This window comes from Gemmatimonadaceae bacterium (genome assembly GCA_030647905.1).
Classification (GTDB): Bacteria; Gemmatimonadota; Gemmatimonadetes; order Gemmatimonadales; family Gemmatimonadaceae; genus UBA4720.
The window spans coordinates 87,170-109,772 of record JAUSJA010000033.1 but is presented as its reverse complement, the minus strand read 5'-3'; the positions used below and the strand labels follow the sequence as shown (position 1 = coordinate 109,772).

The window sequence follows — 22,603 nt, the reverse complement described above, 5'->3', positions numbered from 1 at the left end:
GATGAGACTCTTCTACCGCGGCCCGCATTTCGATCACGGCGTGCACCCGCCGGAGCTCAAGGAGCTCACGTCGCACTTGCCGATCCGCCGCATGCCGTACCCGGACGAGGTCGTGCTTCCACTCAGACAGCATGCTGGCGCGCCCGCGAAACTCGCCGTGAATAAAGGCGACCGGGTGATCAGAGGCGACACGATCGCTACGGCATCCGGCTTCGTCTCCGCGCCGGTGCATGCCTCCGCCTCGGGAACAGTCGTGGACATCGGACTATGGCCGCATCCCGACGGCACGATGAGTGACGCGGTGAGAATCGAAGTCGACCGTTACTCGCCCCAGGTAACTCGTCCGCGCATGGTGCCACACTGGGAGGGTCTCACTCCAAAGGAGATCGTCGCCGCCGTTCAGAATGCGGGAGTCGTCGGACTGGGTGGCGCGGCCTTTCCAACCCACGTGAAGCTTGCGCCGCCGCCCGATGTTTCAGTCGAGACGATCATTCTCAACGGCGCGGAGTGCGAGCCATATCTCACGACCGATCATCGTATCATGGTCGAGTATCCCGGGCGAGTTCAGCTCGGCGCCCGCATCATGCTCCACACACTCGGCGCAAAGAGAGTGGTGATCGGTGTCGAGCGAAACAAGCCGGACGCCATCGAAGCTCTTCGCGCGACTCTGCCCACGGACATAGATGTATCGGTTCTGCCACTCACGGTGAAGTACCCGCAGGGCGCGGAGAAGATGCTGATCCACGCCGTCACGGGGCGCGAGGTTCCATCGGGCAAGCTGCCTGTGAGTCTTGGCGTGCTCGTGCAGAACGTCGGGTCGGCGGCTTCGATCGGCGAAGTTTTCGAGACCGGACTTCCGCTGCTCGAGCGAATCGTCACAGTCTCCGGACCGGGAGTGAAGCATCCCGCCAACCTGATCGTTCCCGTCGGTACAAAAGTCGGCGATCTGCTCGACATGTGTGGCGGCGTCACCGACGACGCGGCCGAGATCGTTTTCGGCGGACCGATGATGGGCGTGGCGCAGGGAAACCTCGATGCACCGATCATCAAGGGAACCACCGGCGTCATCGTCCTCACCTTCGCGCAGGTTCCCGATGCGCGATCCTATCCCTGCATTCACTGCGGACGCTGTCTCGACGCGTGTCCGATGATGCTCAATCCGTCGCTGCTCGGCGACCTCGCCCGCACGGGGCGATACGGCGAAATGGAAGCGGAGCATCTCGCGGATTGCATGCTGTGCGGATCGTGCACGTATGTGTGTCCGTCGAACATTCCGCTCGCGCAGCTGTTCCAGGCGAGCAAGAGCGCTCTCAAGAGAGTGAAGGCGGGGGCCGCATGAGCCTGAGACTCGGCCGCTCCCTCGTGGTGACGGCGTCGCCGCACATCAGGAAGCGCGACAGCACGCCGTACATCATGTGGAACGTCGTGGCGAGCCTCGCTCCGATCGTTGGCGCTGCGGTGTGGTTTTTCGGACCGAGCGCGCTTCTCGTGCTCGCGGCGTCGGTGGGAGGCGCTGTCGCCACGGAGCGTGTGTTCGGCAAGGGCGGAACGATCGCCGACGGATCGGCGGCGATCACCGGGCTACTTCTCGGTCTGACGCTACCCGCGGGAATGCCACTGTGGATGGTCGTGCTTGGTGCCGCGTTCGGCATTGGATTGGGGAAGCTCATCTTCGGCGGATTGGGCTACAACATCTTCAATCCGGCGCTTCTCGGGCGCGCGTTCCTGCAGGCGGCGTTTCCGGTGGCGATCACCACGTGGCCGGCGACGGGCGGGAGCTGGCTGGCACTCCGCGGAGACAACTTCGCGATTCCTCTCATGAGCCCTCGCGTCGCCGATATCGTCACGTCCGCGACGCCACTCGGTCTCATGAAGTTCGAGCACAAGCCGACGGCCCTTTGGGATCTCATGATCGGCACGACGAGCGGCTCGCTTGGCGAGACTGCGGGAATCCTGATCCTGATTTGCGGCGCGTGGCTGGCGATTCGCGGATTTCTGAACTGGCGGATACCGGTCTCCATTCTGGCGACGGTAGCCGCATTCTCCGCGGCGCTCCACGCGCTGGACCCGGCGCGCTACGCGACGTCTCTCTTCATGGTGTTTTCCGGCGGGCTCATCCTTGGCGCCGTTTTCATGGCGACTGACATGGTGACCGCGCCGGTGACGAATCTGGGGCGGTGGATCTTCGGACTCGGCATCGGAATACTCGTCGTGGTCATTCGCGTCTGGGGCGGACTGCCGGAAGGAGTGATGTACGCGATACTGCTCATGAACGCGATGGTCCCCTTCATCAACCGGGCGACGCAGCCGACTCCGTTCGGCGTGAGTCGCGCGAAGGCGGCCGCATGACCGGATTGAGCGAGTCGGGAATGCCGATGGGCGGCGCGGAGAACGTGCCAGTTCAGCCGCATCCTCAGTCGTGGCGGCTTCTCCTGACACTGGGAGGCGCCGGAGCGCTCGCCGGCCTGTTGATAGTGCTCGCCTACGACTGGACGCGGCCGCGGATTGATGCGCACAACGCCAAGCTGCTACGCGCTGCGATCGAGGAGGTGCTGCATTCACCTCAGCGCACCGACACCATCTATCTCGATCAGGGCGCGCTCACCGACAAGCCGGCTGCCGCGACGGACCGGTCGAAGCTCGATCGGATCTACAAGGGCTACGCGGCTGACGGCCACGTCTTGGGGTATGCCATCAGCACTTCCGAAGCGGGGTTCGTTGACCAGATTGGGCTGATCATCGGCTATGATCCAGCGCAGAAACAGGTGCTCGGGCTCAAGATCCTCTCGAGCAAGGAGACACCGGGCCTCGGCGACAAGATCGAGCGTCCCACGTTCACCGCTCAGTTCGCCAGCAGGATCGCGCCGCTCGTCGGGGTGAAGGGCAAAGTGCCCTCCGGTGACAAAAGCGCGATCGAGATGATCACCGGTGCTACCATCTCGTCCCGAACGGTGATACGCGAGATCAACAACGCGGCAAAGCGGTGGCAGCCGTTGCTCGAGAAATATCAGCGAGGGCAGAAGTGATGCACGATCACATGCTTGGCGCGGCGAGCGCTCCGGCACCTTCCATGGCGAGCAAGGGTCCAACCGCGCGTGACGATCTCCTCAAGGGGCTCTGGAAAGAGAATCCGGTTCTCGTTCAGCTGCTCGGCCTCTGTCCGATGCTCGCGGTCACGAACAGCGTGATGAACGCTCTGACCATGGGGGTCGCCACGCTCCTCGTCCTCGTGTTCTCGAGTTTCTTCGTGTCGAGCCTGCGCAAGCTCATTCCGAACGAGGTGCGCATCTCGTCTTACGTTCTCATCATCGCGACGTTCGTGACGATCGCCGACATGTCGCTCGAGGCGCTGGTTCCAGACACGCACAAGGCGCTCGGCGCATTCGTCGCGCTCATCGTGGTGAACTGCATCATCCTCGGACGGCAGGAGGCGTTCTCCGCCAGGAACACGGTATGGAGATCGGTTCTCGACGCTCTCGGAATGGGAGCCGGGTTCACCGTCGCCATGCTGATGATGGGCACCATCCGCGAAATCCTCGGCGCGGGCACGATCCTCGGCGTCAGCGTATTCGGTCCGCGCTTCGAGCCCTGGGTGATCATGCTGCTGCCTCCGGGCGGTTTTCTCACGCTCGGCTTCATTCTTCTCGCGCTCGGCTGGCGGCGTGAGATGCGTGATCGCCCCGCGCGAGGGCGAACCGTCACAGCCGCGAAAGCGATGATTCAGCTACTGGAGGCGCCTGCCGGACCGGCGAAGGTCGCATGATGGCCAATCTCCTCTGGATTTTTGTCTCGTCGATGCTGGTGAACAACTTTACGCTGGTCCTGTTCCTCGGGCTGTGCTCGTTCTTTGGCGTGACCAACAACATCCCGACCGCGCTTCGCCTGGGATTCGCGAACCTCTTCGTCCTCGTGCTGACCGCGGCGAGCGTGTCGCTGCTCAATAATTTTGTGCTCGGCTCGGCGCCGTATCTGCGGCTCATCACTTTCATCATCGTGATCGCGTCGCTGGTGCAGATCGTGGAGATGGCGATCAAGAAACTGAGCCCGATGCTCTTTCGTGAGCTTGGGATTTACCTGCCTCTCATAACGACGAACTGCGCCATACTCGCGCTGGCGATTTTCCAGACCAACCGGAACTACACTTTCATCGAGGGCCAGGTCTTCGCACTCGGCGCTGGTGCCGGTCTCATCCTGGCGCTGACACTGATGGCGTCCATTCGCGAAAAGCTCCAGTTCGCGACCGTCCCGGCGGTGGCAAAAGGGACGGCAATAGTTCTCATCATAGCGGGCAGCCTCTCACTGGCGTTCATGGGGTTCGCCGGCCTGCTGAGTGGCGCATGATGGTCTCGACGATTGTCGCGGCGGTGGCGGTGGCCGCGCTCTTCATCTGCTTCACGCTTATCAGGCCGGTGCGTGAGTGCTCCGGAAACTGCGGCTCGTGCACCGGCGCATCCGACTGCGCCCTGAAGGAAAGGAGGTCGTAATGTCAGGCAAGGAGTCCCGTCGCGAGATGTCGCGCCGCGAATTCGTGGCGCTCGGTGCGGGCGCATTCGTTGTCGCATCGATCCCACTTGCAGCGTCGCGACGCGAACGCCTCGTGCGCCGCACGATGCCCGTCATGGGAACCATCGCCGATCTCGCTGTGGTGCATCGCGACGCGCCGTACGCTCACTCCGCGATGGATGCTGCCATGGCGGAGCTGACCCGCATCGAAAGCATGATGACGCGGTTCAGGTTCAGCTCCGACATCGGCCGCGCCAATCACTTCGCGAGTGACCGGCCGGTGCGAATCAGCGCGGAGACAGCGCTCGTCGTCGAGGCAGCGCTTCGGTGGGCCGAATTTACGGGTGGAGCATACGACCCGGCGATTGGAGGTGCGGTGGCGTTGTGGGACGTGACGCACCGGCACGAGCCGCCGCCCGAGGCTGCCGTCTCACGCTATCGTGCGAGAGCGCTTCATCGGAAAGTGGAGCTCGGGACGAACAACCGCTCGCCGGTGATGCTCTATCACGATCCGGAGGTCAAAGTAGATCTCGGCTCCATCGCCAAGGGGTACGCAGTGGATCGCGCGGCGGCGGTGCTGCGTGAGCGCGGGATTCGCCGGGGGCTCGTGAGTGTCGGCGGGGATCTATACGCAATCGGCGCATCGGTTGACGGGTCGCCCTGGCGCGTCGGAATTCAGGATCCGGCAGACGAAGCCGCGACGATCGGGATTGTGGAAGTCGCCGATGCAGCGATCGCCACCTCCGGAACGTACATCCAGCATTTCCGTTATCGGGGCCATGACTATCATCATCTGCTCGATCCCTCGACAGGCGCGCCGCGCGAGACCCTAGTGCGGAGCTTCACGGTTCGGTCGGACAGTTGCATGCATGCCGACGTCGCGGCAACGGCGGCGTATGGATTGACCGCCGCAAAGGCGAACGCGCTTTTCGCGCGCTGCGCCCCAGGAACCACGGTAGTACGCATCGCATGAGAAAAGCGCATGCAAGGCCTATCGGAGGATTGCTGGTCGCGGTAATCGTGCTCGTGAAGATGCTGATGCGCTTTCGCTCGGCCGGACGGCTGCAAACTGTCGGAGTGGATAGGTAATGCACCCATCTATGCGTTGCGGTGACGCCGCCGCGCAGGAACCACGGAGGTCGTAATGAAAACCATCGACGCCTACTGTTCGGCATGCGATCATGAAGTGCGCCTCGTGCTCACCGATGAGCCGGTGCAGGACGACCCTTCACCGATTCATGACCGTGAGGTTGTTTGTCTCGAGATCGGGGAGCATTGCTCCGGTGCTCTCTGCCCGTTGGGCGCGGTGCCTCCGGTTGTGATGGCGGCGCGGCTTGTACGAAACGGCCTGCAGACAAAGATGCAGCCGATCGTGAAGGCGCAGTGCCCTGCGTGCGACAGCTCGACCGACTTCGTGATCGTGAGTCGTGAGTACTGCATCTGCTCCCAGTGCGGGACGACATCAAAGCGGAACGCGATCAAGCTCTCATAGCTCTTTCAGAATCCCGGCGGTTCAGCAGCAGCTTCCGAGCTCAAAGCCAGGCGCTTGTCAGTTGCTTGTCAGTTGCTTGCCCTACATTTGTTTATGCCGCAATTCCGCCCCTGCGAAAAGAAATCCTTGACATTCCCAGCCAGCTAATACGTATTAGCACCCGTTCCCGAGCCTAAAAACCGCCGCACTAGCCCATTTCCCCGCCCGGGGAGGAGTGAGCATGTCACGATCGAGAAGTCTCTTCGCAACCATCTTCACCATCGCGAGCGCACTCCTGCTCGCCGCGGCCATGCCCTCATCGGTCGCCGCACAGACCGGCAGAATTGCTGGCGCCGTCACCGACTCCGCCCGCGCAGTTCTCCCGGGCACTCAGGTCACCGTCGCCGGTACCCGCTTCAACGGAGTCAGCGACGTCAGCGGCCGCTTCAGCATCAGCGGCGTACCCGCCGGCACATACGACCTCCGCGTCCAGAGACTTGGCCAGCGCGCCCAGACGGTCAGCGGCATCGTCGTCAAGCCGGGTGAAGAGACCCAGGTCAACGTCTCGCTCGCCACGGTTCCTCTCTCACTCGGTGGGGTCGTAGTCTCGGCATCACGCAGAGCTGAGAAGATCACCGACGCGCCAGCGACGATCACGCGCATAGACGCAGCCGCGATCCAGAACACGGTCGGCAACTCCTTCGCCCCCGCGCTCAAGGAAGTGAAGGGCATTGATTTCATCCAGGTCGGCGTCACCGCGGTCGCCATCAACGCGCGCGGATTCAATTCGGCGTTCAACAACCGCATGCTGATGATGGAAGACAACCGCATTGCGGTGCTTCCGGAGAACGGACTTCCGGTCGGCGCGTTCACCACGACGCCGAAGGTTGACCTCGCCGGCATCGAAGTGCTCGTCGGACCGGGCTCGGCGCTCTACGGACCCGATGCCTCGAACGGCGTTCTCACACTCACCACGAAAGATCCGCGCGAGTATCCCGGCACTACCCTCGAGGTCGCCGCCGGCGTCCGCAATTTCGTTGACATACAGGGACGTCAGGCCGGTCTCTTCGCCAACGGCAACTGGGGATACAAGCTCTCCGGCGAATATCAGCAGGCGAAGGACTTCTCCAACAAGAACATCTACGCGCCCATCGCCGGCACCACTCCGTCGCCCGAGCTCTCGGCCGACTGGAACACCAATGTCATGCGCGGCAGCGGCGCCCTCGTCTACTATATGCCGAATCTCAGCCGCCTCGAGTTCACCGGCGGCGCGAGCAAGTCGAACGCCATCGGACAGACGAGCGTCGGACGCAACCAGCTCGTTGACTGGCAGTACCGCGACGGCCAGGTGAAGTTTACGCACCCGAACTGGTTCGCTCAGGCGTACATGACGCAGTCGCTCTCCGGCGACACGTACCAGCTCAATGCGTACTCGCAGAACCGCCTCCGCTATCCGACGATCAGCGAGGATTCGGTGAAGCACCTCTCCGATTTCCCCGCCGAGGGACGGCTGATGGCGGCCGAGCTTCAGAACACGTTCGTCGTGCCGCAGCTCAATAGCCTTCGTCTCACATGGGGCGGACAGTATCGGCATGACATCGTCAGCTCCAAGCGCCAGTGGCTTGTGGATCGGAAGACGGGCAAGGATATCACGACCGACCAGAAGGGTATCTACGGACAGGCCGATCTCCCGATCGTTCCGATGCTCCGCGCCGTCGTCGCCGCCCGCTATGACAAGCACGAGTTGTTCGACGGTCAATTCAGTCCGAAAGCGGCGCTGCTTCTCACGCCGGTCCAGGATCAGACATTCCGCGTCTCGTACAACCGCGCGTTCAAGTCGCCGTCGGTTCTGCAGTACGGCTTCTTCTTCCCCGATTTCGCGCCGCTCGTTGGCGTGTTTGGAAATCCGAATGGCTACCTGATCAAGAACGCCGCGGGAGTGACCGTTAGGACGATCGCCCCGATCGAGCCCGAGACGAACGACACCTGGGAGCTCGGATACAAGGGCGTTCTCGGGAATCGCATGTTCGTGGACATCACGGGCTATCGGTCGAACTTCAAGAAGTTCATGAGTCCGCTCGTGATCATCGCCAATCCGCTAACCGCCGCTCCGACCTTCGCATTCGACGCGAAGACGGGAGACAAGCTCACCAGCGCAACAGGCGGGCTGCAGATCCCGCTCACCTACTTCAACGTTGGCGATGCGCAGATCACGGGTACGGACATGGGGCTCAAGTTCCTTCTCACTCCCACGATCGCGCTCAACGGCACGGCCAGCCTCCAGAAGCTCGATACGGTCAAGAGCAAGGCGGGTGATCCCAAGGAGGCGACGGCGTTCAACAGCCCGACGACGAAGTTCAACGTCGGAATGGACTTCGCCAACCTCTGGAACAACCAGCTCCACGGCGGCTTCACGGTCCGTTACGTGAACGGTTATCACTTCCTCTCGGGAGTGAACAACGGAAAGATTCCGACGTTCAGCACGTTCGACTTCACCGCCGGCTACAGGCTGCCGGCGCTCGGTGCCAGCATCAACCTCAGCGTCCAGAACCTGCTTGCCTGCCGCGGCGGAACGTCCGCGATCAATGGCTGGATCGCCGCAACAAAGCCGTCCATCTACACCTCCAAACAGGAGTGCGGACTCGGCAAGAAGCACATCGAGATGATCAACATGCCGGAGATCGGAACGATGGCGTTCCTCGGCGTGCGTCTCGACCGATAGAAGCACTTTGACTCCCTGCCGTCCGCAGAACATCCGGGCGGCAGGGAGTGACTCCCCCTCGACTATTCCAGGTTCAACAATTCAGGGAGAGAGGCTGGGATGAACGTCGGATCCCTTCTGCCGTGGCACGCCCGCTTCCGGCCTGACCATCCCGCAGTCATATGCGGCGACGAACGGCTCACGTTCGCCGAGCTCGACGCTCGTGTGAACCGGCTTGCCAACGCGTTGCTCGCTCTCGGGCTGCGCAAAGGCGACAAGCTTGCGCTGGTTCTCCCCAACTGCATCGAGCTGCTCTACGCCTACCGTGCGGCCGCCCTGCTCGGCATCGTCGCCGTGCCGCTCAGTCCGCTTCTCCGCGGCGCCGGCCTGGTCTCGCTGCTGCGCGACTCGGACTCGGTCGCTGTCCTCTCTTGCGCATCCATGGTGGATGCGCTGGACGAAGCCCGTGCAGAGATGCCGGGAATTCCTGAAGGCAATTACATCCTGACCGACGCGTCCGACCGCCGCGGCTACCTCGGCTATGCGGACCTCATCGCCGGCCGGAGCGGCGACGCCCCGCCCGCCGCCGAAATCGGTGACGACGATCTCTACAACATCATCTACTCCAGCGGTACGACGGGCTCTCCGAAGGGAATCGTTCACACGCATTACATTCGCGCGATGTACTGCACTCAGTTCGCGGGAAGCTTCCGCTTCACTCCCGAGAGCGTCGTGATGCACGCGGGCTCGCTCGTCTTCAACGGCGCATTCGTGACGCTGATGCCGGCATGGTACCTCGGGTGCACCTACATCCTCCAGCATCGCTTCGATCCGGACGTGTTCCTCGAGACCGTCGAGCGCGAGGGCGTGACGCACGTGATGATGGTACCGTCGCAAATCGTGGCCGTGATGAACGCGCCGACGTTCGCTCCGGAGAAGCTCAAGTCATTGCGCATGCTCTGCTCGGTGGGCGCGCCGTGGCATCGCGAGCACAAGGAGCGGCTGGTGCCCATACTGCCCGATTCGCTGTACGAGCTGTACGGACTGACCGAAGGATTCGTTACCGTGCTCGACAGCCGCGACTTTGCCTCGAAGATAGATTCGGTCGGGGTGCCGATCCCGTTCAGCGAAATGCGCATCATCGCCGACGACGGACACGAGCTTCCGGCGGGGGAGATCGGCGAGATCACCGGCCGTGGTCCTCTGCTCATGACTGGCTACTACAAGCGCCCCGACCTCACGGCGCAGGCGATAGTGGACGGCTGGCTGCACACGGGCGACGTGGGATTCGCCGATAAGGATGGATTCCTTCACCTGGTGGACAGGAAGAAGGATCTGATAATCTCCGGCGGAGTGAACGTGTTTCCCAAGGACATAGAGGAGATCGTCGTGCAGCATCCGTCCGTGCGCGAAGTTGCGGTATTCGGCATTCCCGACAAGAAGTGGGGAGAATCGCCGGTCGCCGCGGTCATCCTGAAGAGCACCGGTGCCATCTCCGCGGAAGATCTGCGGACATGGATCAACGCGCGCGTCGCGGCGCGATACCAGCAGATTCACGAGGTCATCATCACCGACGATTTTCCCCGCAGCACCGCGGGCAAGACGCTGAAGCGCGTCCTTCGCGAAACGCACTCATCGTCCCGCGCGGAGGCATCGGCATGACCGCTGACCCCCGTGTCGTGATTGACGATCGCGCCGAGTACGACAGGTATGCGACCGTGCGCGGCCTGCGCGTTCATTATCTCGACTATCCCGGACCCGAGCCGGCGATCATCCTGCTGCATGGATTGTCGGCCAACGCGAACGAGTTCGGCGGCCTGATGGACCACGGCCTGGCAGAAACTCATCGCGTGGTCGCGCCGGACCTCCGCGGTCGTGGCCGCTCGGGGAAACCGGAGACCGGCTACTCGATGGCCGAGCACGCCGCGGATGTCATCGCTCTGCTCGATGAGCTCGGTCTCGACGAGGTGGTGATGGGCGGCCATTCGTTCGGCGCACTCCTCGCCATCTACATTGCGGCGCATCATCCCGATCGCGTATCGAAGGTAATCGTGATAGACGCGGCTATCGTGTTTCATCCCGATGTGGTGGACATGCTGAAGCCATCTCTGGCGCGACTCGCTCGCGTCCTTCCGTCAACCGACGCGTACCTCGATGAAATGCGTGGCGCGCCATACGTCGCGGGACTGTGGGACAGCGCGATCGAAGGCTACTTCCGCGCGGAGCTGCAGCAGAACCCCGATGGAACCGCGCAGTCGCTGACGAGCGCGAACGCCGTCGAGCAGGCATTGCTCGGCGTGCAGGACGAGCCGTGGGCGGAGCTCGTCGCGAGCGTTCGCCACCCGGTGCTTCTGCTCAATGCAAAGGAAGGGTATGGACTTCCCGGGAGTCCACCTCTCGTCCCGCCCGAGCATGCGAAGATGACCGCGGAGGCATTCCCCCATTGCCGTTACGTTGCGGTTCCGGGGAATCACCTTACGATGGTATTCGGCGCCAACGCCGCGATCGTGCGTCACGAGATCGACCAATTTCTCGCAGGCGATGCGCCGGGCGAGTGACCGGCGTGGTCCGTAGATTCACGACGTGGAACAGTCGCGCATCAAACGGGTCACCACGCACGACGTGGCGAAGCGAGCGGGTGTCTCGCAGCCGACGGTGTCGCTCGTGCTCAGCAAGAACGCGAGAGCGCGCGTGTCGGCCGAAACGCGCGAGCGCGTACTGGAAGCGGCGCGCGAGCTTGGATACGTCCCCAACGTCGTCGCTCGCTCGCTCGTCCGCAGCCGCTCATATGCGATCGGCGTGATCGTTCCGGATCTGCGCAATCCGTTCTTCGCCGAAGTGGTGAGCGGGGCGGAAAGGGTCGTTTCGGAGGCGGGCTATGCCGTGCTGCTGTGCGAGACGCGCGAGATTCCGCGCGACCGCCACATTCAGGCGCTGCTCGAGCGCCAGGTGGATGGAATCATGGTGGACGCGATTGGTGCCGCGTCCCTCCCCGAGCCGATGATGGTCGGAGTGAACCTCGTGCTCATTGACGAGCCGCCAGACAGATGGCCGGGTGTCGCGAGCGACGCCGTCGGCGCGGGACGTCTGGCCGCCGAGCATCTGCTGTCGCTCGGCCACAAGCGCTTCGGGTTTCTCGGACCGGCGACGAACGTGCACGCAATTCGCATGCGGGAACGGGGATTCGTGGCAGCACTCACCGAAAAAGGGATTCGCCTCGAGTCGCCAATGCTTCGTCGCGTCGCGGCAACGGCCGCGGGCGGGCAGAAAGGGATGCGCGCGCTCCTCGATCTCGAATCGCCGCCCACCGCTGTCTTCTGCAGCAATGACCTCGTGGCGGCGGGCGCGCTCAAGGTGTGCTCGATGGAAGGGGTCCGCGTCCCGCAAGAAATCTCCATCGTCGGGTGCGACGACATCGAGCTCGCGTCACTGCTCGTGCCGGAGCTCACGACGATCGCCATCCCGGCGCGCGAGCTCGGCGCGCGCGCGGCGAGATTGCTGTTGCAGGCGATCAAGGGCGAGGATGGCGAATCGCGAACTCCTCCCCGCCCGCAACGTACGATTGCTTCGCGCCTCGTGGTGCGTGGCACCACCGCACCTCCACAAGCGAACCGCAATCAGTGAGCACCTCTCAACGCGAAGCCGTCATTACCGGCACCGGCTCGTACGTCCCCGAGCGGGTGGTCACCAACGCCGAGCTCTCGGCGATACTCGGCGAGGACATCGATGATTTTGTGTCCAATACGCTGGGTATCCGCGAGCGCCGCTACTGCGCGGCCGACGAGTCCACGGCGGACCTGGCGGCAGCCGCGGCGCGGAACGCTCTCGAGTCGGCGGGCGTGGAGGCGGCGAATCTCGATCTGCTGATCGTCGCGACGGATACGCCGGAATACATCTCTCCCGCGACGGCGCCAGTGGTGCAGGCGCGCATCGGCGCGTGGAAGGCGGGGGCGTTCGACATCAACAGCGCGTGCGCCGGGTTCGTCACCGCGCTCGACGCCGCGTGGAAGTACGTCCGCGCCGACGAGCGCTACAATCGCGTTCTCGTCGTCGGCGCGTACGCGATGTCCAAGTTCGTGGACCCGCACGACAAGAAAACTTCCACGATCTTCGCCGACGGGGCGGGAGCGGTAGTGCTTGAGCGGTCCGACATACCGGGCATTCTCGCATCCGAGCTCTACGCCGACGGGCGACTCGCTCCCGGCATGGGGGTGTTCGCCGGCGGGACAGCAGAGCCGATCACCGAAGAAGTGCTGCGCGACGGAACGCGCAACAAGCTGCGATTCGTCACGAAGTATCCGCGCGAAGTGAACGAGGTCGGATGGCCGCGTATCGCGCGCTCGGTGCTCGAGCGCATTGGCCGAACCACGTCGGATGTGGACGAATGGCTGTGGACGCAGGTGAACCGCTCGACCATTTACGAAGTCATGACGACACTCGGCGAGCCGATCGAGAAGGCGCATACCGTGATGGGAAAGTGGGGCTACACGGGCGCCGCTTGCATTCCCATGGCGCTGGATGACGCAGTCCGCACCGGGCGCATCGGCGAAGGTGACCTGATTCTCATGACGGGATCGGGGGCTGGCCTCGCGATGGGGTCGCTCGCTCTCGAATGGCATCCTCACTCGCGGAGCGCGCAATGAGCATGGACGGCAAGATCGACGTCACGCGCAGGGCCGCGCGGTTTGCGCTGGTGCTCGCGATCTGCGCGATAGCCAGCGCATATGCGGCGGCGTTCATTCCCGGTGGCGCGCCACCCTGGGCGCCGTGGCTTCTTGGCATCGGGATTCCCGCCGCGCTCGGCGCGATCATGATTCTCGGCGCGGCCCGGGGCAGCGCCGGCATAGGCAAGCTCAAGCTGCCGTTCGCGTTCGTCTTCATCGTCCTCGCGTCGGGGTTCTGTCTCGCCTTGGGCCTTCCGGCCACCGAGGGCCCGAACACAGCCCTCTGGCTCGGTCTGCCCCATCGGGCAGCGATCGTCATATATGGTATAGGCCTGCTGCCGATCGTCGTGCTGCCGGTGGCGTATGCGCTGACTTTCGATACGCAGACACTGAATGAGTCCGACATCGAGCGCGTGCGCGAGCTGGCTCGCGAGCTGGCTCGCCAGCGCCTGGCGGCGCAGGCGGAGGAAGAGGCGTGACAATTCCGTCGCTTCTGCCGCTTCTTTCGCTGATCCAGACGTCGCTCCCGCACGTTGCCCAGCCGGTGGTGATCGGCGTCGGGCTCGCCTATTTCGCCGTCATCATCGCGATCAGCGTGTGGGCGGCACGCCGTACGCGCACCGCCAGCGATTTCTTCGTCGCGGGTCATGGCATCGGGCTGATCGCGCTCACCGTCGCGTCGGTCTCAACGGCGGTGTCGGGGTTCGCGTTCATTGGCGGGCCGGGGCTCATTTATACGGTTGGGCTTGGCGCGATGTTCATCGTGCTGCCGGCGTCGGTCACGAACGTCATGGGTGCGTGGGTGCTCGCCAAGCGCATGCGCCTGCTCGGCGAAGCGCGGGGGCTGATGACCGTTCCGGACGCGATCGGCGCGCGGTATCGGTCGCCGGCGGCGCAGGGTCTCGCCGGCGTCGCGATGCTCGTGGGAATCATCGGCTACATGGCGACTAACGCGCTGGCGATGGGCGTCGTGATCAACGCTATCTTCGGCATCGGCATCGGCTGGGGAATCTGGCTGGGCATGGGGGTCACGCTGGCGTACTCGGTGGCCGGCGGAATTCTTGCCGGCATCTACAACGACGTGTTCCAGGGCACTCTGATGGCCGTCGCGTCTCTGCTCGTCTTTCTCTTCGTGCTCAAGGTCGGTGGCGGGCTCGGCGGGATTTCGCACACGATTCTCGCCAGCGATCCGAAGTTCATGGCGCCATGGGGAAAGATGACTCCGCTGGCGGCGCTGTCGTTCTTCTTCGTGTTCGGCATGGGATCGCTCGGCCAGCCGCAAGGCGTGCACAAGTACTACATGCTGCGCGATCCCATGCAGCTCAAATGGTATCCGCTGCTCAAGACGCTCGGGTTGGTACTCGTGCTGCTGCTCTACTTTGGTGTCGGTATCGGCGTGAAGGCGTTTGTGCTGAGCGGCCGCATGGCGCCGCTCTCCGCTCCTGACCAGGCCACACCCAGCCTGCTGCTCAGTGTCACGCCGCTGTTTCTTGCCGCGCTCGTGTTCTCCGGCATAGCGGCGGCGACGATGAGCGCCGCCAATTCCTTCATCAACATCGGCGCCGCGGTGGTGATGCACGATCTCCCCATCGCCTTCGGCAGGCGGCTCAGAAACGAGCTTGCGTGGGGACGCGCGGTCACGGTGCTGATCGCCATCGCGGCGGCGCTCGTCGCGCAGAAATCGGGAACGATGGTCGCATTCCTGGGAATCTTCGGATGGGGGCTGTTCGCGTCCACGCTTGTGCCGGCGCTAGCAGTGGGGCTCAACTGGGATGGTGCCACGCGCGCCGGTGCCATTGCTTCGATCGCGACAGGATTGATCGTCACGCTGTCGCTCGAGATCTCGGCCTATTCCAAGGCGTTCACTTTTCCGTCGGGGGTCACGGCGTCGGCGGTTGCGCTGGTGCTTTCCTTCCTCGTCTTCTTCTTCGTGTCGTGGCTCACGCGGGAGTCCGCGAAGGCGGCTCTCGATCCCGACGTGAAGCTCATCATGGAGCTCTGACATGCGCTACGACGAGCTCGCCGTCGGGCAGTCCGCCGAATTCTCCCGTACCATCAGCGACGCTGACGTGATGAGCTTTGCCGCGGTGACGGGAGATTTCAATCCGGTTCACGTGGACGAAGAGGCAGCCGCAAAATCGCGATTCGGCAGCCGCATCGCGCACGGGATGCTGAGCGCCGGCCTCATCTCGGCGGCGATCGCCAATCGGATGCCCGGACCGGGCTCTATCTATCTGGGGCAGACGCTTCGATTCACCAGGCCCGTGCGAATCGGCGACACTGTAACCGTCCTCGTGGCCGTCACGGAGCTGCTGCCGAAGAACCGCGTGAAGCTTTCCACCGTATGCCGCAACCAGAATGGCGAAACCGTGCTCGACGGCGAGGCGACCGTGCTCATGGCGGATGAATGATGGCTGACGTGACGCCACCGCCCGCGATCGTGGCCGAAGCCGCACCCGCGAGCCAGGGACAGTTCCTGATGCAGGAGATCGCTACGCCTGAAGGCCCGCGGCGATTCAAGCTCTACGTGCCGTCGCGATACGAGAGCGGAAGACCCGCGCCGCTACTCGTCGTGTTGCACGGATGCACGCAGGACCCCGACGATGTCGCGCGCGGTACGCGCTTCAATGCGCTGGCCGAAGAGGCGAACATGCTCGTCGCGTATCCCGAGCAGCCGCAGAAGGCGAATGGGCTCAAGTGCTGGAACTGGTTCGATCCAGCGCACCAGAAGCGAAATCAGGGAGAGCCGGCGCTCATCGCGGCGATCACGCAGCGCGTCATCGGCGATTACACTGTTGACGCGCGACGAGTTTACATCGCCGGACTGTCGGCCGGAGGAGCAATGGCGCTCACGACCGCGTACGCGTATCCCGAGATCTTCGCCGCCGTGGCAATCCACTCCGGCATCGCCTATGGAACCGTTTCGTCACCGGCCGAGGCGATCAAGGCGATGGGGGCCGGTGCGGCCGATCCAGCCGGGCTTGCCGCGGCGGTCGTGAAGGGAATGGGGAGCACACGATATTTTCCGGCTATCGTGTTTCAGGGAGCGAGCGACAGGAGCGTCAATGTCGTGAATGCGTCGCAGATCGTGGAGCAGCTCACTCAGTCGTTCGCGCCGAGGCCACTGGAAAAGCTTTCGGAGGTGAGCGGTGAGACCGAAGGCGGATACCACTTCACGAAACAGGTATACGGCAACGGCTGCCTGGTCGTCGAGAAATGGGTCGTGAGCGAGCTCGGGCATGCGTGGTCCGGCGGATCGAAGGACGGTACGTACACCGATCCGAAGGGACCCGACGCCAGTCGCGAGATGCTGCGGTTTCTTATGGAACATCCTCGGAATTGAGCGCCATGGATACCTGGCCGGTTTTCCCCTGGCATAACGATCCGCTGAGGCAGTGGCGGGACATTGCGCCCGCGCGGATAGCGCTGGTGGACAGGTCACGCGATTCTCGGCAGAGCTACGCCGAGCTCGACGCGAGCTGCGACCGTTGGGCATCAGTTCTCCGCGAAGCGGGAGTCGAGAAGGGCGACCGCGTCGCAGTGGTTGCAGGCAACCGCGCCGAGGTCGCGCAGCTCTTTTTCGCCTGCACGCGAATCGGCGCAGCGCTCGTTCCGCTCAACTGGCGTCTCGCCCCGCAGGAGCTGTCGGGCATACTCGTGCACGCCCGGGTGAAGCTGCTTGTCGGTGAATCGCGGTTCCGCGCATCGCTCGAGAGCACCGGCGCGACCGATCACCGATGGATAGATCTCGACGATGATGCGCCGCGGCTGCTCCGCACCGCCTCTGACCCCGTGTCCGATGTCGAGCTCGAGGCGGACGATCCCGCACTCATATTGTATACGTCGGGGAGCACCGGCCAGCCGAAAGGCGTCATCATCCCGCAACGGCAGATTCTCTTCAACGCCATCGCAACGACGACGGCATGGGAACTCGGGCACACCGACGTCGCGCCAGTCGCGACCCCTTTCTTTCACACCGGCGGGTGGAACGTCTTCGCGACTCCGCTCTGGCATCGCGGCGGCACGGTCGTGCTGTTCGACCAGTTCGATCCGGCGACGTTTCTCGACGGCCTTGCGGAAGAGCGCTGCACGGTCGTTCTCACCGTCCCGACACAGCTCGTGATGATGCACGCCAGCTCGAGCTGGGGAAGGGAGCTGCCCGATCTCCGGTTTTTCATTTCGGGGGGCGCTCCGTGCCCGCCGGCACTCGCCGAAAAGGTGCGCGCCGCCGGCTACACGCTGCGCGAAGGATACGGCCTCACCGAGTGCGGGCCCAACTGCTTTGCGATCTCGAGCGAAGAATCACTCCGCAATCCGGGAAAAGTCGGACGCCCAGTGCCATTTCTCGAGATGCGTCTCGTCTCCGAAGATCTGCACGACGTTTCTGATGGAGAGCCAGGTGAGTTGCTCCTGAGAGGCCCGCAGATGTTCGGTGGATATCTGCACGACGCCGAGCGAACGGCCGACGCGCTCGCGCCCGGAGGGTGGCTGCGCACCGGTGATCTCGCGATGCGCGACGAAAGCGGTCTCTTCGCCATTTGCGGTCGCCGCAAGGAGATGTACATCTCCGGTGGTGAGAACGTCTTTCCCGCCGAAGTCGAATCCACTCTCGCTTCGCATCCCGATGTCGCCGAGGTCGTCGTTGTTGGCGTGCCGCACTCGCTGTGGGGCGAAGTCGGATGCGCCTTCGTCATTCTGCGCGATCCCGCGTCGGTCGCCGCTCCATCACCGGAGGAAATTGCGGCGTTTGCGCGGCAGCATCTGGCGGGCTACAAGGTGCCGCGCCTGATAGTCTTCCTCAGCGACTTTCCGCGGCTCGGATCGGGCAAGCCCGACCGGCGCGCTCTGGCGTCGCAGGCCCCGTCAGCCGAACCGGATCCGGTGCGAGCATAGAATGGCAAAAGCGAAAGGCTCCGCGATCATCGCGACGATGGATTTCATTCGCGCGGAAAAGGGAGAGGATGTGCTCGCCCGCGTGCTCGAGGCGATTCCGTCGAGCGACCGCAGGCGTATCCTCTCATGCAAGCCGACCGAGGAAGTGCCGCTCGATCTCGCTCTCATGCTCTGGCGTTCCGCGGACGAAGAGCTGCGCGCGGACGAGCCGGACTGGGTCGAGCGGGCCGGCGGCTATGCTATCGAAGTGCCAGGAGTCCGCATGTACAGCGGAATTCTCAGGAAGTCTTCGCCGCGCGAGTTCCTCACGCAGCGCGTGTCACTGTTCCGCCTCTACTATCATCCCGGCAACATGGAAGTGGTGGAGGAGGAAGAGGAGCACGCGGTGCTGCGTCTCGTCGGATTCGATCAGGCCGATCCGCTCTTCTGCCGCCGGCAAACCGGTGGCCTTCGGCGCGTGCTCACCGAAGCGGGAGGGCAGGAGCCACTTGCGTCGCACGTCAGATGCGTCGCGGAGGGCGATGCATTCTGCGAATGGGAGCTGCGTTGGCGGTAAGCGCCAAATCCGAAGTGATAGAACAGGCGAGTCCGATCATGGCATGGTCTTCGCTCGTAGGTGCTCCAATGGATTTGCAGAAACAGGCGTGACCATGGTCGACGATCTCAACCGTCTTCAGACGGGAATGGCACATGCCATTGGTATCGAGCTGACGACGCTTCGCGCGGATCTCGTCGTGGCCACGATGCCGGTGGACGAGCGGACGCGGCAGGAGTTCGGCCTGCTGCACGGCGGCGCGTCCGCCGCACTCGCCGAGACCGTGGCATCGTTCGGCGCGTCCATGAACATAGATCTCGAGAAGCAGATGGCGGTGGGGCTCGAGCTGAATGCCAATCACCTGCGCGGCAAGACCACGGGCACAGTCACCGCGAGCGCGACGCCGCTGCATCGCGGTCGCCGGACGCACGTGTGGGACATCCGCATCGAGGATGAGCAGGGCCGCCCCGTTTGCGTCGCCCGATGCACCCTCGCGATCATTGATCGCGAGGATGCCTAGTACCCGCTACCCGCTGCCTGTTAACCGTTACCTGTTACCTGTTACCTGACGGGTAGCGGGTAGCGGGTAACGGGTAGCGGTCCTTACCGTCCGCGCCAGGTGATTCGGTAGATTCTGCCCCCGGCGTCGTCAGCGACGTATAGCGATCCGTCAGGCCCGACGGCGAGACCGACCGGCCGATGCTTGGCGCGATTGGGCTGAATTTCCTGAGGCGGCAATCCCGCAAACCCGTCGGCGAAGATTTCGTATTTCCCGCTGGGTCCGGTCGCGGACATCGGCTGGAAGACGATCTTTCCTCCGGCCTGCAGCCCCGGCGCCCGGTTCCACGATCCGTGGAAGGAAATGAAGGCGCCGTTCCGGTATTTTTCGGGAAATACCGACGACCGGTAGAAAACAAGGTCGAGCGGGGCCCAGTGCGCAGGATACACCGCGGCCGGCTCCTTCTTCTGCGCGCAACGTGTAGCCTTGAGCCCGTCGCCTCCGTATTCCGGCGTATCCACGAGCTTCATCTGGTGCATCGAATAGAAGCAGTACGGCCACCCGAAGTCGTCGCCCTGGCTCAACTGCAGCAGCGATTCGGCGGGATTCTCCTGGCCATACTCGCTGTCGGGAAACACTTTCGGCCAGTTCTCGTGAAGCTGGTCTCGACCGTGTGTCATCGCGTAAAGCAGGCTGTTGGGCGCGAACGCCATCCCCGTGCTGTTGCGCGCACCAGTCGCGTATCGAGCCGAAGGACTGAAGCTCTGGTTCGTACGATTCGCGTCGAACTTCCAGATACCCGCGCGCGTCTCGAGGTCCGTGCACGGGTCCTTGCCCGGCGACTCGAGCGTGCGGTCCTTCACCTGGCATGCGTTGTTCGGCGAGCCGACGTTCACGAAGAGAGATCCGTCGGCGCCGATCGCGAAATTGCGTGCACGGTGCCCCGGACTTATTGGCAGCCCTTCGACCACCACCTCCGGTGGGCCGGACGGCGCGAGCGTACCCGCGGTCAACGCGTACCGGGTGATGCGCTCTCCCTGGTCCACATAGACGTAGCCATTGTAAAGCGCGATTCCCGTGTTGCCGCGGGAGCCAACTCGCTCGATCATGTCGGCCCGCCCGTCGTGATTCGTGTCGCGGAGCGCGAGGAATGCCGGAGTGGTAGCCGCCGTCTGACCAGGCTGCACTGGCCGCGTGCCTTCGATCGCGACGTACACGTCGCCGTTTGGGGCGACCGTGAGATAGCGCGCGCGGCCCAGGCTGTCGGCAAAGATGCCGGCGCAGAAACCGTCAGGGAGCATCAGTCCGGCGTTATCAGCCGCGCACGTGGCACTGACACTGGCCGCAGGCATCGCCGCTGTGCCTGAGCTACTCGCGTTTGCGCATCCGCCACCGACTGCCGCCAGGACGAACGACGAAGCCACGATTGCGCTGCGATTGTGCCGTAACGACAAGAACACCCCGGGAGTGTGTGATTCCTCGTCGAGCAAGAAGCACACCGCCACGCGTGAATTGTCGCCTGGATTTCAGAGGGGGAAACACCGGATTGCCAGGAACAAGCGAGGATCGCAGCGGTATCACTCTCATATGTGCGTACGTCACTGGTGCGCGCTGTTCCAGCAGCTTTGTGAGGTGCGATGTCCAGGCTCAGGACTACGGCGCTGGCTCTGCTGATGCTGCCCTTCGTTGTCAGTTACGACCCGTCGCGCCCGGTGCCAAATCCGGTAGCGGCGCTCGGAGAAGCAGTCAGCGAGGCGTCGTACAACATTACGAGCAATCTCCGGGCTGGCAGACACCTCGGTTTCGACACGTACGCGTATCCCGGTGACGAAGCGATGCGCGCCTGGCGCCAGGACGGCGCGCCATACGAATGGGTCGGTTACTATCTCCCTTCCGCTCCCTGCCATAAGGGCGAGACGTGGGGCGGGAAGCGGCAGACTCTTGCCGACATGGGCTGGGGCCTCGCGGTCATCTACGTTGGACAGCAGGTGTGGAGCGGGACGCCGCGGCATCGCATCGTGAAGACCAGGTGGGTCACGAAGACGGTGAAACAGGTTCGCTGGGTGGATGGACAGCGCGTAACGCGCAACGCCAAGAAGAAAGTGCCCGTGAAGGTGGTGACGTACGCGCGTGCCGAGCCGGGCCAGTCGTGCTCGACGCACCTCGTGAGCGGCGCGCGCGGACGCACCGACGCGAACGACGCCATCGCTCACGCGGCTCGCGAAGGGTTCGCTCCCGGTACAGTAGTGTTTCTCGACATCGAGCGCATGGACAGGGTGCCCGCAGCGATGCGCGACTACTACACGGAGTGGACGAAGCGTGTCATCGCGGACAGCCGGTACAGGCCCGGCTATTACGTCCACGACTACAACGCGAAGCTCATCTATCACGACGTTGCGAGTGTGTTCGTCAGCGCCGGAAAGCTCGACCAGCCGCCGTTCTGGATCGCCAGCGGACGCGGCTTCTCCGAGGACAAGGAGCCCATTGAAGTGGGTCACTCGTTCGCGAGCGTGTGGCAGGGCGTGCTCGACGTAGTCCAGACGCACAACGGGGTCAGGCTCCCGATAGACGTGAGTGTTGCGGCAGTACCGTCCCCGTCGGCAACGGAGTTCGCCAGCGCCGACTAGCCCGATTAGACTAAACTTCCAGCCGATCCGCCGGTCAGCGGACGACTCACACACCGGGGGGAAGCGTAATGGGCGAATTCGCGAGAGCCACCGACGAACTGATGCAGGAGCACCGGCTTATCGAGCGCATACTCGACGCGCTCGAAACGGCGACCTGGCATCTTGAGAAGGGGCATCCGGTGCGCGCGGAGTTTTTCCTTGAGGCCGCTGATTTCATCGCCGGCTTCGCTGATGGGTGCCATCACAGGAAGGAAGAAGGCGTGCTCTTCGGAGCGATGGTCGAGAGCGGTGTCCCCCGGTCCGACGGACCTCTCGACATGTTCCTCGACGAGCACGTGCAGGGACGCGCTTTCACGCGTGGTATGCGCGATGCCGCGCTCCAGCTCCAGGCGGGCGACACAGGTGCGCGCGCGGCGGCCATCTCCAACGCGCGACGATACGTCGCGTTGCTGCGGGATCACATCATCAAGGAAGACGAAATGCTCTTTCCGATGGCGGACGAAATGTTCTCCGCCGAGCAGCAGCGCAGCGTGTTGCAGGACTTCGAGCGGGTCCAACGCGAAGATGTCGGGGCTGAGGCCCACGAAAGCTTCCGAGCGCTCGCCGAAAGACTCGACCGCGAAGCAGCGGCGATGAAGCTAGACGATGCGTGCTCGTGACGATCTATCAGTTGGTGATGGTGGCAACGCAGGGCTTCGTCACGGCGCTCA

The 22,603-nt window shown here is 63.6% G+C and carries 23 protein-coding genes; 22 read left to right on the top strand and 1 reads right to left on the bottom strand.

The window, feature by feature from the left end:
* The first annotated feature begins 1 nt into the window (after position 1).
* From rsxC to Q7S20_11835, 20 genes are all read left to right on the top strand, one after another.
* Positions 2-1,339 (top strand): electron transport complex subunit RsxC, encoded by a 1,338-nt coding sequence (gene rsxC, locus Q7S20_11930; GenBank protein ID MDO8502541.1) that lies wholly within the window; start codon positions 2-4, stop codon positions 1,337-1,339.
* The gene (locus Q7S20_11925) at positions 1,336-2,349 is read left to right on the top strand and encodes an RnfABCDGE type electron transport complex subunit D (GenBank protein MDO8502540.1); all 1,014 of its coding nucleotides are present in this window, start codon (positions 1,336-1,338) and stop codon (positions 2,347-2,349) included. Before rsxC ends, Q7S20_11925 begins: the two co-directional genes overlap by 4 nt.
* Positions 2,346-3,026: an FMN-binding protein gene (locus Q7S20_11920; GenBank protein MDO8502539.1), complete on the top strand. Its 681-nt coding sequence runs from the start codon at positions 2,346-2,348 to the stop codon at positions 3,024-3,026. Before Q7S20_11925 ends, Q7S20_11920 begins: the two co-directional genes overlap by 4 nt.
* Positions 3,026-3,763: an electron transport complex subunit E gene (locus Q7S20_11915; protein MDO8502538.1), complete on the top strand. Its 738-nt coding sequence runs from the start codon at positions 3,026-3,028 to the stop codon at positions 3,761-3,763. Before Q7S20_11920 ends, Q7S20_11915 begins: the two co-directional genes overlap by 1 nt.
* On the top strand, positions 3,760-4,341 hold the full coding sequence (locus Q7S20_11910) for an Rnf-Nqr domain containing protein (protein MDO8502537.1): 582 nt from the start codon (positions 3,760-3,762) through the stop codon (positions 4,339-4,341). Before Q7S20_11915 ends, Q7S20_11910 begins: the two co-directional genes overlap by 4 nt.
* Positions 4,338-4,484: a hypothetical protein gene (locus Q7S20_11905; GenBank protein MDO8502536.1), complete on the top strand. Its 147-nt coding sequence runs from the start codon at positions 4,338-4,340 to the stop codon at positions 4,482-4,484. The genes Q7S20_11910 and Q7S20_11905 overlap by 4 nt, the downstream gene beginning before the upstream one ends.
* A complete protein-coding gene (locus Q7S20_11900) occupies positions 4,484-5,476 on the top strand; it encodes an FAD:protein FMN transferase (GenBank protein MDO8502535.1) in 993 nt (330 codons plus the stop codon). Before Q7S20_11905 ends, Q7S20_11900 begins: the two co-directional genes overlap by 1 nt.
* A 171-nt stretch (positions 5,477-5,647) precedes the next feature.
* Positions 5,648-5,995: a hypothetical protein gene (locus Q7S20_11895; GenBank protein ID MDO8502534.1), complete on the top strand. Its 348-nt coding sequence runs from the start codon at positions 5,648-5,650 to the stop codon at positions 5,993-5,995.
* Positions 5,996-6,215: 220 nt separating this feature from the next.
* Entirely contained in the window at positions 6,216-8,696 is a 2,481-nt protein-coding gene (locus Q7S20_11890; GenBank protein ID MDO8502533.1) for a TonB-dependent receptor, read from the top strand.
* A gap of 99 nt (positions 8,697-8,795) precedes the next feature.
* Positions 8,796-10,337 (top strand): class I adenylate-forming enzyme family protein, encoded by a 1,542-nt coding sequence (locus Q7S20_11885; protein ID MDO8502532.1) that lies wholly within the window; start codon positions 8,796-8,798, stop codon positions 10,335-10,337.
* The gene (locus Q7S20_11880) at positions 10,334-11,233 is read left to right on the top strand and encodes an alpha/beta hydrolase (protein MDO8502531.1); all 900 of its coding nucleotides are present in this window, start codon (positions 10,334-10,336) and stop codon (positions 11,231-11,233) included. The genes Q7S20_11885 and Q7S20_11880 overlap by 4 nt, the downstream gene beginning before the upstream one ends.
* Before the next feature lie 25 nt (positions 11,234-11,258).
* Positions 11,259-12,299: a LacI family DNA-binding transcriptional regulator gene (locus Q7S20_11875; GenBank protein MDO8502530.1), complete on the top strand. Its 1,041-nt coding sequence runs from the start codon at positions 11,259-11,261 to the stop codon at positions 12,297-12,299.
* Complete coding sequence (locus Q7S20_11870) at positions 12,296-13,318, top strand: ketoacyl-ACP synthase III (GenBank protein MDO8502529.1); 1,023 nt, start codon at positions 12,296-12,298, stop codon at positions 13,316-13,318. Before Q7S20_11875 ends, Q7S20_11870 begins: the two co-directional genes overlap by 4 nt.
* Positions 13,315-13,818, top strand: a complete 504-nt coding sequence (locus Q7S20_11865) for a hypothetical protein (protein MDO8502528.1) — start codon at positions 13,315-13,317, stop codon at positions 13,816-13,818. The genes Q7S20_11870 and Q7S20_11865 overlap by 4 nt, the downstream gene beginning before the upstream one ends.
* The gene (locus Q7S20_11860) at positions 13,815-15,341 is read left to right on the top strand and encodes a hypothetical protein (protein ID MDO8502527.1); all 1,527 of its coding nucleotides are present in this window, start codon (positions 13,815-13,817) and stop codon (positions 15,339-15,341) included. The genes Q7S20_11865 and Q7S20_11860 overlap by 4 nt, the downstream gene beginning before the upstream one ends.
* A gap of 1 nt (position 15,342) precedes the next feature.
* On the top strand, positions 15,343-15,750 hold the full coding sequence (locus tag Q7S20_11855) for a MaoC family dehydratase (protein ID MDO8502526.1): 408 nt from the start codon (positions 15,343-15,345) through the stop codon (positions 15,748-15,750).
* Complete coding sequence (locus Q7S20_11850) at positions 15,747-16,682, top strand: PHB depolymerase family esterase (protein ID MDO8502525.1); 936 nt, start codon at positions 15,747-15,749, stop codon at positions 16,680-16,682. The genes Q7S20_11855 and Q7S20_11850 overlap by 4 nt, the downstream gene beginning before the upstream one ends.
* 5 nt (positions 16,683-16,687) lie before the next feature.
* Entirely contained in the window at positions 16,688-18,232 is a 1,545-nt protein-coding gene (locus Q7S20_11845; GenBank protein ID MDO8502524.1) for an AMP-binding protein, read from the top strand.
* Between the two features lies 1 nt (position 18,233).
* Positions 18,234-18,788 carry a hypothetical protein gene (locus tag Q7S20_11840; GenBank protein ID MDO8502523.1) on the top strand — a complete coding sequence of 185 codons (555 nt, stop codon included), beginning with the start codon at positions 18,234-18,236 and terminating at the stop codon, positions 18,786-18,788.
* A gap of 94 nt (positions 18,789-18,882) precedes the next feature.
* Positions 18,883-19,287: a hotdog fold thioesterase gene (locus Q7S20_11835; protein MDO8502522.1), complete on the top strand. Its 405-nt coding sequence runs from the start codon at positions 18,883-18,885 to the stop codon at positions 19,285-19,287.
* Positions 19,288-19,370: 83 nt separating this feature from the next.
* On the opposite strand, the gene Q7S20_11830 is transcribed toward Q7S20_11835, so the two are convergent.
* A complete protein-coding gene (locus Q7S20_11830) occupies positions 19,371-20,567 on the bottom strand; it encodes a PQQ-dependent sugar dehydrogenase (protein MDO8502521.1) in 1,197 nt (398 codons plus the stop codon).
* Between the two features lie 336 nt (positions 20,568-20,903).
* Between Q7S20_11830 and Q7S20_11825 the strand changes: the two genes are divergently transcribed.
* Both Q7S20_11825 and Q7S20_11820 read left to right on the top strand, forming a co-directional pair.
* Entirely contained in the window at positions 20,904-21,893 is a 990-nt protein-coding gene (locus Q7S20_11825; GenBank protein MDO8502520.1) for a DUF1906 domain-containing protein, read from the top strand.
* A gap of 68 nt (positions 21,894-21,961) precedes the next feature.
* Positions 21,962-22,552: a hemerythrin domain-containing protein gene (locus Q7S20_11820; GenBank protein ID MDO8502519.1), complete on the top strand. Its 591-nt coding sequence runs from the start codon at positions 21,962-21,964 to the stop codon at positions 22,550-22,552.
* Positions 22,553-22,603 lie beyond the last annotated feature (51 nt).